We start from the raw sequence: 12,511 nt of genomic DNA on the forward strand, positions 1-12,511 counted from the left end.
GTGTCATCGAGCGGATACGTGTTTGATCTGGAGAATGACACCCCTTTTGGGTGGCTGGGCCGCGGATCGCTTGCCAAAGAGTCGGTCAAATGCTCCATAAAACACCGGAATCGGACCTCGACGCTAGCCGTCCGACGACTTGCCACCCGATCGTGGGGCGCCCACCGTCGCGCCCGCCTTCACACCGTCCTTGGGCGCGGGCGGGGCCTCAAAGGACTCCAACGCCTCCAGCACGTCCTGGACACGGGAGATCTCCGCGTTGATGTCCTCGCGGCGGCGCACCAGCACCTCCAGCTCCCGCTTGCCCTCCTCGACCGTGCGCTTCGCCTCGCGGATCGCCTCGGCCTTCAGCTCCTCGGCCTCCCGGACGAGGGTGGCCTTCTTCTGCTCGGCCTCCTTCAGCAGGCCCTCGGCCTTCTTCACCGCGGCGATGCGGACCTTGCCCGCCTCGGAGTTGGCCTCCGACACCAGCTCCTTCGCCTTCGCCTGGGCCTTGGCAAGCTGCTCCTCGGCGGCCTTGATCAGCGCGTCGCAGCGGTCGCCGGTCGACTTCATCGTCTCCGCCGCCTCCCGGCGGGCCCGCTCGTGCAGCTCCTCGATCTCGCCGGTGATCCGGGCGCGCAGCTCCTCCGCGCGCTCCCGGATCGCGGTGGCGTCCCGGCGGGCGCCGACCAGCAGCTCGTCCGCGTCCGTACGGGCCTTCTCCACCAGCGTGTTGCCCTCGACGGTGGCCTCGGCGACCAGCCGCTCGGCCTCGGTGCGGGCCGCGCCCACCATGGTGTCGGCCTGCGCCTCCGCGTCCGCGGTCGTCTTCTGCGCCTGCTCCTGTGCCTCGGTGAGCAGCTTGTCCGCCTCGGCGGTGGTCTCCGTGATCAGCTTGTCGACCTGCTCGGCCGCCTCCGAACGCCGCTTGTTGGCGTCCCGCCGCGCCTCGTCCAGGGTCCGCTCGGCCTCCGCGCGCGCCGCCGACGTCAGCCGCTCCGCCTCGTCGGCCGCCGCCGCCCTGACCCGCTCGGCCTCAGCGCGCGTCCGCTCGGCGTGCTGGCGCGCGGAGCCGACCGTCTCGGCGGCCTCGGCGCGCAGCCGCTCCGCCTCGTCGGTGGCGTCCCCGACCAGCTTCTCCGCGCGGGCCTGCGCCTCGGCGCGCAGCCGCTCGGTCTCCGCCGCCGTGTCCGTCGTCAGCCGCTCGGCCTCGGCGCGGGCCTCCGTGATGAGGGTGTCCACCTGGGTCGCCGCGTCCGAACGGATGCGGTTGGCGTCCTCCCGGGCGTCCGCACGCGTGCGTGCCGCGTCCTGCTCGGCCCGCGCGATGGTGTCCGACGCCTCGGTGCGCACCCGCTGGGCGTGCTCGGAGGCGTCCGACCGCAGCCGCTCCGCCTCGGCGACCGCCTCCGCCATCGTCCGCTCGGCGAGCGCCTTCGCGGCCTCGGCCTCCTCGCTCGCCTCCCGCCGCACCCGGCCCGCGTCCTCGCTGGCGCGCTCCCGCTCGGCGTAGGCGTCGGCGCGGACCCGGTCCGCCTCCTCCTCGGCCTCCCGTCGGGTGCGCTCCGCCGCGTGCTCGGCGGCCGACCTGAGGCCCTGGATCTCGTCCTGCGCCTGCTCGTGCAGCCCGGCCACGGAGTCCCGTACCTGCTGGGCGTGCTGTTCGGCCGCCGACACCATCTCGGTGGCCCGCCGGTCCGCCTCCTCGACCAGCCGTACGGCCTCGGCCTGGGCGTCCTCCACGCGCTTGCGCGCCGACGCCAGCAGCTCCTCGCTCTGCTCGCGGGCCCGCTGCCGCTCCTGGTCGGCCTCCTGCCGGGCCGCGCCCAGCAGCTCCTCCGCCTCCCGGCGGCGCCGGGCGGCCTCCTCCTGCGCGGCGGCCAGCGTCTCCGACGCCTCCGTCGCCAGCCGCTCAGCGGCGGCCTGCGCCTCCGCCCGCACCCGGTCGGCGCTGTCCTGGGCCTCCGACTTCAGCCGCTCGGCCTCCGCCGCCGCCTCCGAACGCAGCCGTACGGCGACGGCCTCGCCCTCCGCGCGGGAGGCGGACGCGTCCGCGGCGGCCTCGTCGCGCAGCCGCTCGGCCTCGGTCTCGGCCTGCTGCTGGAGCGCCCGGATGCGCTCGGCGGCCTCGGTGCGCAGCCGCTCCGTCTCCTCGGCGGCCTCCCGGCGGATCCGCGCCGCCTCCTCGCGGGCGTCGCTCAGCGCCTGCTCGGCGGCGGCGAGCCGCTCCTCGGCCTCGGTGTGCAGCCGGGTCAGCTCCTCGGCCGCCTCCGCGCGCCGCGCCTCGACGGCCTGCTCGGCCTCCTCGCGCAGCTCACGCGCGGCCCGCTCGGCATCCGCGGTGATGCCCTCGGCCTGCTCGGCGGCCTCGGCGCGGTGCCGCTCGGCCTCGGCGCGGGTGCGCTCCAGGGTCTCCTCGGCCTGACGGCGCAGCGCCGTCGCCCGCTCGATGGCCTCGGTGCGGACCTTCTCGCTGTCCGTGGTCGCGGCCTGCCGCAGCTCGTCGGCGTCCGCCTTCGCCTTGGCGAGCAGCTCCTCGGCGGTCTTCGCGGCCTCCTCGATCTGCGCCACGGCCTCCTTGCGGGCCTCGGCGCGGATCTTCTCGCCCTCGCCGACCGCGTCGGCGCGCAACTGCTCGGCCTCGCCGCGCAGCCGCCGGGCCTCCTCCTGGAGTTCGACGGTCTTGGCGCGGTACTCCGCGGTGTCGTCCTTCGCGGCGCCCTTGAGCTGCTCGGCGATGTCGTGCGCCTCGGCGCGCAGCCGGTCCGCCTCGGCCTCCGCCTCGCTGCGGATCCGCTCGGCCTCCTCGGCGGCGGCCTTGGTGGTCTTCTTGGCGTCCTCGGACGCCTTGTTCAGCACGTCCTCGGCGGTCCTGGCCGTCTTGGCGAGCTGGCTGGCGGTCTCCTCGGCGGTGATCGTACGGGCCTTCTCGGCGGCCTCCGCGACGATCTTCTCGGCCTCCGCGCGGGCGTCGGCGATGAGCTGCTCGGCCTCGGCCTTGGTGGTCTCGGCCTCCTTGGTGGCCTCCGAGACCAGCCGGGCGACCTGCTCCTTCGCCGTGCGGGTGCGCGTCTCGTTGGCGGCCTCGGCGCTGGAGAGGGCCTTGCTCGCGGCCTCCTTGGCCTCGGTGACCAGCTTCTCCGCCTCGGACTGCGCCTTGCGCAGCGCCTCCTCGGCCGCCGCCATCCGCTGCTCGGCGGCCCGGCTCAGCTCCTGCGCCTGACGGCGCGCGGCGTCCGACTCGGACGCCGTCGTACTGCGCAACTGCTCGGCGTGGTCGGTGGCCTCCTGCGCCTGCGTGGAGGCCGCGTTCAGCAGCCGCTCGGCGTCGGCGCGGGCCCGCCGCAGCAACTGCTCGGCCTCCGCGCGCGCGGCCTCCGCCTCGCTCTGGAGGCGCTGGCGCGCCTCGGCGGTCAGCCGCTCGGCCTCCGCCCGCGCCGCCGCCATCGCCTGCTCGGCCTCGGCCCGCGACTCGTCCAGCAGGCGCCGCGCCTGCGACTCGGTGCGGGCCCGCAACTGCTCGGCCCACGCCACGTTCTCGTTGACGTGCGACTCGACGGTCTGCCGCCGCTCGGCCAGCTCCTGGTCGAGCTGCTGGCGCCGGGCCACCGCCTCCTGGTGCAGCTCGGCCTGGAGGCGGGCGGCCTGCTCGGCGTGCTCCTGGAGGATGCGCTGGGTCTGCGCCCTGGCCTGGCTCAGCTCGCGCTCGGCGTCGGCGCGGATCTGGTCGGCCTGCATCTGCGCGTTGCGCAGGAGCTGCTCGGCCTGGTAGCCGATGTCGGCGCTGTCGTAGGCAGGCCGGGTCATCAGGGTGCGGCGCGCCTCGTGCAGCTTGGCCCGCAGCACCTCGACCTGGTAGCCGAGGTCCTCGGCGTGCTGGATCGCCTTTTCCCGCTCGGTCTTCAGCCGCTTCATCTCGGCTTCGAACCGAGTGAGGTGGTCGACGTCAGCCGCCGGCTCTCGCTCCTGGCTCTCGTAGCCCCGCACTGCGCGGTCCCATCCGTCCCCTGGTCGCAGGTCTCTCCAACGAGCACCGTCCATCCGCCGAACGGGGCCCCCGGGGAATGGTGTCAGATCAACGGCGGAGCACGGGCTGTTGCCCCGGCGCTCGTCCCCCGAAACCCGGACCCCGGAATGCGGCCACCGCTGGGTGGGCGGCGACCGCACCCAACCCTACCGGCCCTTATGTACGAGCATCAGTGCTCAGGTGACTCAACCGGCGCCGAAGTGACCAGTTCCGTGAGAACGCCGTGGCAGTCCTTGGGGTGCAGGAAGGTGATCCGGGACCCCATGGAACCGCGCCGGGGCTCGTCGTACAGGACGCGTACGCCCTTCTCCCTGATGGCGTCGGCGTCGGCGTCCACATCCGCCGTACCGAAGGCGATGTGGTGCACCCCCTCGCCGTTCTTGGCCAGCCACTTCGCGACCGTGGAGTCCTCGCGGGTCGGCTCCAGCAACTGGAGGTAGGAGGCGCCGCCGTCCGACGTATCGTTGATCTTGAGCATGGCCTCGCGCACGCCCTGCTCCTCGTTGACCTCGGTGTGGAACACCTCGAAGCCGTACGTCGCCCGGTAGAACTCGACGGTCGCGTCGAGGTCGTGGCAGGCGATTCCGATGTGGTCGATTCGCGTCAGCATGGATTCAGTGCAGCGCTGTCGGGGTGGTTACGCAACGTGCCAGCGATCACACCGACGGCCCGGTGACGGCACGGAGTGCCATCAGTACATTCGAAGTAAACCCTCGTTCACTCCTCGGCTGTGCAGCCGGTAAGGGGATCGCAGCTCATGTCTTCTGCAACGAACGGCACGACGTCCGTCATCGTCGCGGGTGCCCGCACCCCGATGGGGCGGCTGCTCGGCTCGCTGAAGTCCTTCTCCGGAGCCGACCTCGGCGGCTTCGCGATCAAGGCCGCCCTCGACCGTGCGGGGATCGGTGGCGACCAGGTGCAGTACGTCATCATGGGGCAGGTGCTCACGGCCGGGGCAGGGCAGATCCCGGCGCGCCAGGCCGCCGTCAAGGCGGGCATCCCGATGAACGTGCCGGCACTCACCGTCAACAAGGTGTGCCTCTCCGGCCTCGACGCCATCGCGCTCGCCGACCAGCTCATTCGCGCGGGCGAATTCGAGATCGTCGTCGCGGGCGGCCAGGAGTCCATGACCAACGCCCCGCACCTGCTGCCGAAGTCCCGCGAGGGCGTCAAGTACGGCGCGGTGCAGATGCTCGACGCCATGGCGTACGACGGGCTGACCGACCCCTGGGAGAACATCCCCATGGGCGAGTCCACCGAGAGGCACAACGCCCGCCTCGGCCTCACCCGCGCCGAGCAGGACGAGATCGCCGCGCTCTCCCACCAGCGCGCCGCCGCCGCCCAGAAGAACGGCACCTTCGAGGCCGAGATCACCCCGGTGGAGATCCCGCAGCGCAAGGGCGACCCGGTCCTGTTCAGCCAGGACGAGGGCATCCGCGCCGACACCACCGCCGAGTCCCTCGGCAGGCTGCGCCCGGCCTTCACCAAGGACGGCACGATCACCGCGGGCACCTCCTCGCAGATCTCCGACGGTGCCGCCGCCGTGGTCGTGATGAGCAAGACCAAGGCGCTGGAGCTGGGCCTGGACTGGATCGCCGAGATCGGCGCCCACGGCAATGTCGCGGGCCCCGACAACAGCCTCCAGTCGCAGCCGTCGAACGCGATCCTGCACGCCCTGAAGAAGGAGGGCCTGGACGTCTCCGACCTCGACCTCATCGAGATCAACGAGGCGTTCGCCGCGGTCGCCGCGCAGTCAATGAAGGACCTCGGCGTGTCCACGGAAAAGGTGAACGTGAACGGCGGCGCGATCGCCCTCGGACACCCGATCGGCATGTCCGGCGCCCGGCTGGTGCTCCACCTCGCCCTGGAGCTGAAGCGGCGCGGCGGTGGCGTGGGCGCGGCGGCGCTGTGCGGCGGCGGCGGTCAGGGTGACGCGCTGATCGTCCGGGTACCCAAGGCGTGAGCGCCGTCCCGGCCGCCTCGCTGTAGACCCTCTCGTGATGAACTCGTGACCTCGTGAACGGAGCTGTGATGCAGGACGTCTCCACGCTGGTGGCCCAGGCCAGGGAGGGTCGGCCACGGGCCGTGGCCCGGCTGATCTCCCTGGTGGAGGGGGCGTCCCCGCAGCTCAGGGAGGTCATGGCGACACTGGCCCCGCTGACGGGCAACGCCTATGTCGTCGGCCTGACCGGTTCGCCCGGCGTCGGCAAGTCCACCTCCACGTCGGCGCTGGTGACGGCGTACCGCAAGCAGGGCAGGCGGGTCGGCGTCCTGGCCGTCGACCCGTCGTCGCCGTTCTCGGGCGGCGCGCTGCTCGGGGACCGGGTCCGGATGTCGGAGCACGCCTCCGACCCCGGCGTCTACATCCGCTCCATGGCGACCCGGGGCCACTTGGGCGGCCTCGCCTGGGCGGCGCCGCAGGCGATCCGCGTCCTGGACGCGGCGGGCTGCGACGTGATCCTCGTCGAGACGGTCGGCGTCGGCCAGTCGGAGGTGGAGATCGCCTCCCAGGCCGACACCTCCGTCGTCCTGCTCGCCCCCGGCATGGGCGACGGCATCCAGGCCGCCAAGGCGGGCATCCTGGAGATCGGTGACGTCTACGTCGTCAACAAGGCCGACCGCGACGGCGCCGACGCCACCGCCCGCGAGCTGAACCACATGCTCGGCCTGGGCGAGGCCCGCGCCCCCGGCGACTGGCGCCCGCCGATCGTCAAGACGGTCGCCGCCCGCGCCGAGGGCGTCGACGAGGTCGTGGAGGCGCTGGAGAAGCACCGCGCGTGGATGGAGGAGCACGGCGTCCTCACCGAGCGCCGCCGCGCCCGCGCCGCCCGCGAGGTGGAGACCATCGCCGTCACGGCCCTGCGCGAACGCATCGGCGACCTGCACGGCGACCGCCGCCTGAGCACCCTGGCGGAACGGATCGTGGCGGGGGAGCTGGACCCGTACCGGGCGGCGGACGAACTGGTGGCGGGACTGACGGAGTCGGGGGCGTAGGGGCGGGCGAGCCCGGCGGGCGGAGCGCTGCGCGCGCTCCGCCCGCCGATCGGTCAGGGCCCTCGGGTCAGGGCCTGCCGCGCTGGCCCCGCAGGTGCTCGGCGATGGGCTTGAGGGCCTTGTCGAGCTGGCTGAGGGCGTCCGGGTTGAGCAGATCGATGAAGTGCCTGCGCACCGACGCCACATGATGGGGCGCCACCTTCTTCATCGTCTCCATGCCGTGCTCGGTGAGCACGGCGTAGAGCCCGCGCCGGTCGGACTCGCAGTTCTCCCGGCGGACCAGATTCGCGTTCTCCATACGGGTGATCTGGTGGGAGAGGCGGCTCTTGGACTGGAGGGTGGCGGAGGCGAGGTCGCTCATCCGCATCCGCAGGTCCTCCGACTCGGAGAGATTCACCAGGATCTCGTAGTCGTTCATCGTCAGGCCGAACGGCTGGAGGTCCTTTTCGAGCTGGTAGGTCAACAGTCTGTTGACCTCCAGATGAGTGCGCCAGGCACACTGCTCCGCATCGGTCAGCCAGCGCGTGGCCGTCTCGGTCTCCATGAATGAAGTCTACCTAAGAGGTTGAAAGGCGAACTAATGAGGGTGGTGTGACAGTGCGCACGCGTTCGATGTCACACTCCGCAGACTACCGCTCACAGCCCGAAGCGACGCTGGAGGTCCCCCAGCTGTCCGGGAAGGCGCGGTGTCCCCGGCTGCGATCCATGCCCTCCGCCGGGCCCTCCGCCCGGCACCCCCGCCTGCTGCGGAGTCGCCCCGACGGACTGCTCGGCCATCAACGTCTCCGTCGACTGGAGCAGTACGGTGCCCGCCCCGACGAACTCGAACTGATGCTCCTCTCCGGACGCCCCGCCCAGGCCCGTCAGCGCACGTAGACCGCCCATCACACCCGTCATGTACCCGTGGTCGTAGTGATGGCACGGGGACGGGCAGTCGGCCCAGCCGACGAGCGCCTGCGGGTCCACCCGGATCGGGGGTTCCATGAACACCACCGGCCCGTTGGATGCGGCCACGAACTTGCCGGTTCCGATCAGCGTCAGAAAGCCCGGCACGATCGACTGCTTCAGCGCGAGACTTGGCTGAAAAGCGAGCAGATTGCCCGAGCGAATGGTCAGGTTGCCGTCCTCCAGGTCGTACGAGTTCACATCGAAGGCCCGGTCAGCGAGGAGCATCTTGCCCGAGCCCTCGGCCACCACCCAGTCGCTCGCGTGCAACGGCGAATGGAAGGAAGTCCGCACGAGCCGGTCCAGCCGCCCGTGCCCGATGCCGTTGAACTCGATCGACCCGTAGTAGGCGATCATCTTCCCCTTCTGCAGGAACCACTGGCTCCCCTTCAGCTCCACACAGAAGGTGTACGAGTTCACGTTGTCGTCGACCGGCAGGCTGGCCGGGTCATGGATCACGGGTGTCACAGCTTCTCCTCGGACGCCTGCACGAACACCGAACCGCTCCCGCTCAGTTCGAGCTGGAACGCCTCGCCCGACCCGCGCCCCACCATGTCGCGCCAGCCCAGCGCGGTGGAGAGCTTGTTGCGTACGTCGCCGTAGTGCGCGACGTACGCCTGCGGGTCCACGTGGACCGGCCGCTGCGGGGTGATCGGCACCTCGAACACGCCCCCGTGCGCCATCACCGCGACGGCGCCCTGCCCCTTCAGGGTGGTGGTGAACAGCCCCTGCCCGGTCACCTGCCCCCGGACCATGCCCATGACCCCGCCCTGCGAGCCCATGAACATCGTCCCCTGCTGGAGCGTGCCCTCGAAGGCGAGCAGCCGGTCCGCCTCCACGTACAGGGTGTCGCCGCTGAGGTTGATCACCTCGATGTGGTGCCCGCCGTGCCCGAACAACACGGTGCCGCTGCCCTCCACGGTCATCAGCGGGGTGTCCTCGTTGGCCACCCGCCGCCCGATCATGGACATCACGCCGCCCTGGCCGCCCTGCATGTTGGGCGTGAACGACACCTCGCCCTTGTAGGCGAGCATCGCGCCGCGCTGGCTGAACAGCCGCTGCCCCGGGACGACGGTCGCCTCGATCATCTTCGAGTTGATCTCACGGAACGCCATCTCACACATCCCCCGCGATCGTGTTCCGCTCGCTGGGCTGGACGTAGACCAGCCCGTCCCCCTCGAACCGCATCTGGAAGGCTCGCCGCCGCCCTCGCCCAGCAGGGTGCGGAACGTCACACCCGACTGGAAGGACTGCCGCAGGTTCCCCTGGTGCGCCACGTACGCCCCCGGGTCCACGGTCAGCGGGTACTGGGCGCTGACCCGCAGCACCACCGCCGGGCCGTCCGACATGATCGCCGCCTGCCCGTGTCCCTCGACGGTCGTCGTGAACAGCCCGTTGCCCTGTGAGGCGCCGCGCAGCCCCGTGAACTCGGTGCCCGTGCGCAGCCCGGCGTCGGCGGCGAGCAGGTTGCTCGACTCGACGTACAGCTTGTCCCCCTGGAGGCTGACCAGGTTGATCTCCGAGGCGCGGTCCGCGAACCAGCACGTGCCGTGCCCCTTCACCTCCATCACCGTCATCTGCTCACCCGTGAGCCGCCGGGTCACCATCCCCCGTAGCCCTTCCCCGCCCCCGCTCATCTTCTTGAACGCCATCTGGCCGTCGTACGCCACCATCGAGCCGTTCTTCGCCTTCACGGCGTCACCGGTCATCTCGACGGCCAGCACCTTGCTGCCCTGAAGTCGGAACATCGCCACGTTGTGACGGTAGCCCCAGCGGACCCCCCGCCAACAGGGCCCACGACCCTGTCTCCGCCCTGACCACCCCCCTAGGGGCACCGTCCCGGGGGCGTTTGCCACAATGAACGAACCTTTGTGCACCCCTTCACAAGGCATCGCCGAGACTCTCCTCCCACCCCGAAGGTGACCCGTGGACCTCAAGACCGCCTCCGCCCTCCGCAGGCTCCGCCTGGTCTCGACCCCCGAGGCCGTGTCCTTCCTCCTGCTGCTGGTCTGCTCGGTGCTCAAGCGCACCACGGACTTCAACGCGGTGCCCGTGATGGGCGCGATCCACGGGCTCCTCTTCGTCATCTACGTGATCTTCTGGGCGGACGCCTGGAACCGCGCGAAGTGGCCCCTCGGGACCGCCGCGCTCTACTTCGTCCTCTCCGTCCTGCCCACCGGCGGCTTCTTCGCCGACCGGCGGCTGCGCCGTGAGGCCGAGAGCGCGGTCATCGCCTCCCGCGCCCGCAAGGAAGGGATCGTGAACGCGTGATCGTCGCCTTCTCCGTGACGCCGCTGGGGGTCGGCGAGGACGTGGGGGAGTACGTGGCGGACGCGGTCCAGGTGGTCCGGGAGTCCGGGCTGCCCAACCGCACGGACGCGATGTTCACGTCCGTGGAGGGCTCGTGGGACGAGGTCATGGACGTCGTCCGCCGCGCGGTCGCCGCGGTCGAGGCACGCGCGCCCCGCGTCTCCCTCGTCCTCAAGGCGGACATCCGCCCCGGCGTGACGGACGGACTCACCTCCAAGGTGGAGACGGTGGAACGCCACCTGTCCCCGTGACGGGCCACGCGGCACTGTCCACGTGACGGGCCACGGCGTACGACGGCCCGCGGCCGGGCGGGCGTAGCGCTCGCGGCCACACCCACCTGGACGCGCCCAGTTCGACACGCCCTCAAAAGTGCACTTTCGTGGCGGTATCGACTCGTTCGATCAACCACTGGAGGGCGCTGTGCGGCCGGAGGGCTACGACTACGACACCCACAGCCAGCTCGCCGGACCGCTCACCGAGCCGTCCGGCGAGCCGTACCGGGTGGGGTACACGTCACTGCTCTCCCAGGAGCCCCGCCGAATACGAGCCGTCCTCCTGATGTCCCTCGCGCCGATCCTCACCGGCGCGCTGCTCGTCTACCTGGTCTGGCCGACCCACTGGGTCGAGCGCGAGGGCGGCGAACGCTGGCTCGTCGGCCTGGACACCACCATGCTGGTGGCCATCGGGTGCATCGAGCTGTTCATGCTCGTCAACGTCGTCTCCGTCGCCCACGCCACCATGGTCGCCCGCGACCCCGTCCCCGTGACGCCCGAGCCGGGCACCCGCGTCGCCTTCCTCACCACGTACGTCCCCGGCAAGGAACCCCTCGCCATGGTCCGGGCCACCCTGGAGGGCGCCACCCGGATCGAGCACACCGGCCCGCTGGACGTCTGGCTCCTCGACGAGGGCGACGACCCCGCCGCCAAGGCCCTCTGCGCCGAACTCGGCGTACGCCACTTCACCCGCCACGGCGTCCCCGAGTGGAACCGCCCCACCGGCGTCCACAAGGCGCGCACCAAGCACGGCAACTACAACGCGTGGATCGCGATGCACGGCGACGCGTACGACTTCTTCGCCTCCGTCGACACCGACCACGTGCCGCTCCCCGACTTCCTCACCCGGATGATGGGTTACTTCCGCGACCCGGACGTCGCCTTCGTCGTCGGCCCCCAGGTCTACGGCAACTACCACAACCCCGTCACCAAGGCCGCCGAGTCCCAGCAGTTCCTCTTCCACGCCCTGATCCAGCGCGCGGGCAACCGCTACCGCGCCCCCATGTTCGTCGGCACCAACAACGTCGTACGCATCGCCGCCGTCAAGCAGATCCGCGGCCTGTACGACTCCATCACCGAGGACATGGCCACCGGCTTCGAACTGCACCGCACCCGCAACCCCCGTACCGGCAACCACTGGCGCTCGGTCTACACCCCCGACGTGCTCGCCGTCGGCGAGGGCCCGGCCTCCTGGACGGACTTCTTCACCCAGCAGCTCCGCTGGTCCCGCGGCACCTACGAGACGATCATCAAGCAGTACTGGAAGGCCCCGTTCCGGATGCCCCCGGGCCGTCTCCTCTCCTACACCCTGATGCTCGTCTACTACCCGATGACGGCCGTGAACTGGCTGCTCGGCATCCTGTCCTGCTTCCTCTTCCTCTGGTTCGGCGCCTCCGGCACCCAGGTCGCCGCCTCCGTCTGGCTGATGCTCTACAGCGACGCCGCGGCCCTCCAGGTCGGCCTCTACCTCTGGAACCGCCGCCACAACGTCTCCCCGCACGAACCGGAGGGCTCCGGCGGCCTCGCGGGCATGGCGATGTCCGCCCTCTCCGCCCCGATCTACCTCAAGTCCCTCGCGGAGGCGGCCCTGCGCCGCCCCAGCCGCTTCGTCGTCACCCCCAAGGGCGGCGACGCCAGCCCCGACCGGCTGCTCACCTTCCGCATCCACCTGGCCTGGGCGGCCCTCCTCGCCGCCTCCCTCGCCGCGTCCGTCGCCTTCGGCCACACCCACGCGGCGATGCGCACCTGGGCGACCCTGGCCCTGCTGATCTCCCTGGCCCCGCCCACGGTCTGGCTCCTCACCCGCCACACCCAAGCCCAGGCCGAGCAGGCCGAGCAGGTCCAGCCGGTCCATCAGCCCCCGCAGGTCCAGCAGGCACCCCCCGGCCCCGCCCCCTCCGCGCCTCCGCCCCCCATCGTCAAACCGGCCCCCACCCCGCTCTCGGCCCCGGTCTCCAGCACCACCACAGGAGGTAACTAG

10 protein-coding genes and 1 pseudogene are annotated in these 12,511 nt (G+C 71.6%); 5 read left to right on the forward strand and 6 right to left on the reverse strand.

Going from position 1 to position 12,511, the window contains the following annotated elements:
- Positions 1 to 123: 123 nt before the first annotated feature.
- Both scy and mce read right to left on the reverse strand, forming a co-directional pair.
- On the reverse strand, positions 124 to 3,969 hold the full coding sequence (gene scy, locus ACFQZ6_RS24575; RefSeq protein ID WP_381612523.1) for a polarized growth protein Scy: 3,846 nt from the start codon (positions 3,967 to 3,969) through the stop codon (positions 124 to 126).
- A gap of 209 nt (positions 3,970 to 4,178) precedes the next feature.
- Positions 4,179 to 4,619, reverse strand: a complete 441-nt coding sequence (gene mce, locus ACFQZ6_RS24580) for a methylmalonyl-CoA epimerase (RefSeq protein ID WP_381612526.1) — start codon at positions 4,617 to 4,619, stop codon at positions 4,179 to 4,181.
- Between the two features lie 147 nt (positions 4,620 to 4,766).
- Here mce and ACFQZ6_RS24585 point away from each other — a divergent pair, with 147 nt between their 5' ends.
- Both ACFQZ6_RS24585 and meaB read left to right on the forward strand, forming a co-directional pair.
- On the forward strand, positions 4,767 to 5,972 hold the full coding sequence (locus ACFQZ6_RS24585; RefSeq protein ID WP_381612529.1) for an acetyl-CoA C-acetyltransferase: 1,206 nt from the start codon (positions 4,767 to 4,769) through the stop codon (positions 5,970 to 5,972).
- Between the two features lie 68 nt (positions 5,973 to 6,040).
- The gene (gene meaB, locus ACFQZ6_RS24590) at positions 6,041 to 7,003 is read left to right on the forward strand and encodes a methylmalonyl Co-A mutase-associated GTPase MeaB (protein WP_381612532.1); all 963 of its coding nucleotides are present in this window, start codon (positions 6,041 to 6,043) and stop codon (positions 7,001 to 7,003) included.
- A 67-nt stretch (positions 7,004 to 7,070) separates the two neighbouring features.
- Here the strand turns inward: meaB and ACFQZ6_RS24595 are convergent, their stop codons facing one another.
- The 4 genes and pseudogenes from ACFQZ6_RS24595 to ACFQZ6_RS24610 all read right to left on the reverse strand — a co-directional run bounded on the left by ACFQZ6_RS24595 (position 7,071) and on the right by ACFQZ6_RS24610 (position 9,696).
- Positions 7,071 to 7,547 (reverse strand): MarR family winged helix-turn-helix transcriptional regulator, encoded by a 477-nt coding sequence (locus ACFQZ6_RS24595; RefSeq protein ID WP_381612535.1) that lies wholly within the window; start codon positions 7,545 to 7,547, stop codon positions 7,071 to 7,073.
- A 92-nt stretch (positions 7,548 to 7,639) separates the two neighbouring features.
- Entirely contained in the window at positions 7,640 to 8,416 is a 777-nt protein-coding gene (locus tag ACFQZ6_RS24600; protein ID WP_381612538.1) for an AIM24 family protein, read from the reverse strand.
- Positions 8,413 to 9,063 carry an AIM24 family protein gene (locus ACFQZ6_RS24605; RefSeq protein ID WP_381612541.1) on the reverse strand — a complete coding sequence of 217 codons (651 nt, stop codon included), beginning with the start codon at positions 9,061 to 9,063 and terminating at the stop codon, positions 8,413 to 8,415. The genes ACFQZ6_RS24600 and ACFQZ6_RS24605 overlap by 4 nt, the downstream gene beginning before the upstream one ends.
- Before the next feature lies 1 nt (position 9,064).
- A pseudogene (locus ACFQZ6_RS24610) lies at positions 9,065 to 9,696 on the reverse strand (AIM24 family protein).
- A gap of 178 nt (positions 9,697 to 9,874) precedes the next feature.
- Here ACFQZ6_RS24610 and ACFQZ6_RS24615 point away from each other — a divergent pair.
- From ACFQZ6_RS24615 to ACFQZ6_RS24625, 3 genes are all read left to right on the forward strand, one after another.
- Positions 9,875 to 10,219: a DUF3817 domain-containing protein gene (locus ACFQZ6_RS24615; RefSeq protein ID WP_381612544.1), complete on the forward strand. Its 345-nt coding sequence runs from the start codon at positions 9,875 to 9,877 to the stop codon at positions 10,217 to 10,219.
- Positions 10,216 to 10,509 carry an MTH1187 family thiamine-binding protein gene (locus ACFQZ6_RS24620; protein WP_381612547.1) on the forward strand — a complete coding sequence of 98 codons (294 nt, stop codon included), beginning with the start codon at positions 10,216 to 10,218 and terminating at the stop codon, positions 10,507 to 10,509. The genes ACFQZ6_RS24615 and ACFQZ6_RS24620 overlap by 4 nt, the downstream gene beginning before the upstream one ends.
- Positions 10,510 to 10,678: 169 nt before the next feature.
- Positions 10,679 to 12,511, forward strand: coding sequence for a glycosyltransferase family 2 protein (locus ACFQZ6_RS24625; protein WP_381612550.1), 1,833 nt, complete (start codon positions 10,679 to 10,681; stop codon positions 12,509 to 12,511).

It is taken from the genome of Streptomyces flavalbus, from assembly GCF_042674625.1.
In the GTDB taxonomy this organism is placed as follows: domain Bacteria; phylum Actinomycetota; class Actinomycetes; order Streptomycetales; family Streptomycetaceae; genus Streptomyces; species Streptomyces flavalbus.

Bases quoted from the DNA above. Each gene is read 5' to 3' on its own strand.
- mce (WP_381612526.1), bottom strand. From the start codon at position 4,619: ATGCTGACGCGAATCGACCACATCGGAATCGCCTGCCACGACCTCGAC.
- ACFQZ6_RS24585 (WP_381612529.1), top strand. From the start codon at position 4,767: ATGTCTTCTGCAACGAACGGCACGACGTCCGTCATCGTCGCGGGTGCC.
- meaB (WP_381612532.1), top strand. From the start codon at position 6,041: ATGCAGGACGTCTCCACGCTGGTGGCCCAGGCCAGGGAGGGTCGGCCA.
- ACFQZ6_RS24595 (WP_381612535.1), bottom strand. From the start codon at position 7,547: ATGGAGACCGAGACGGCCACGCGCTGGCTGACCGATGCGGAGCAGTGT.
- ACFQZ6_RS24605 (WP_381612541.1), bottom strand. From the start codon at position 9,063: ATGGCGTTCCGTGAGATCAACTCGAAGATGATCGAGGCGACCGTCGTC.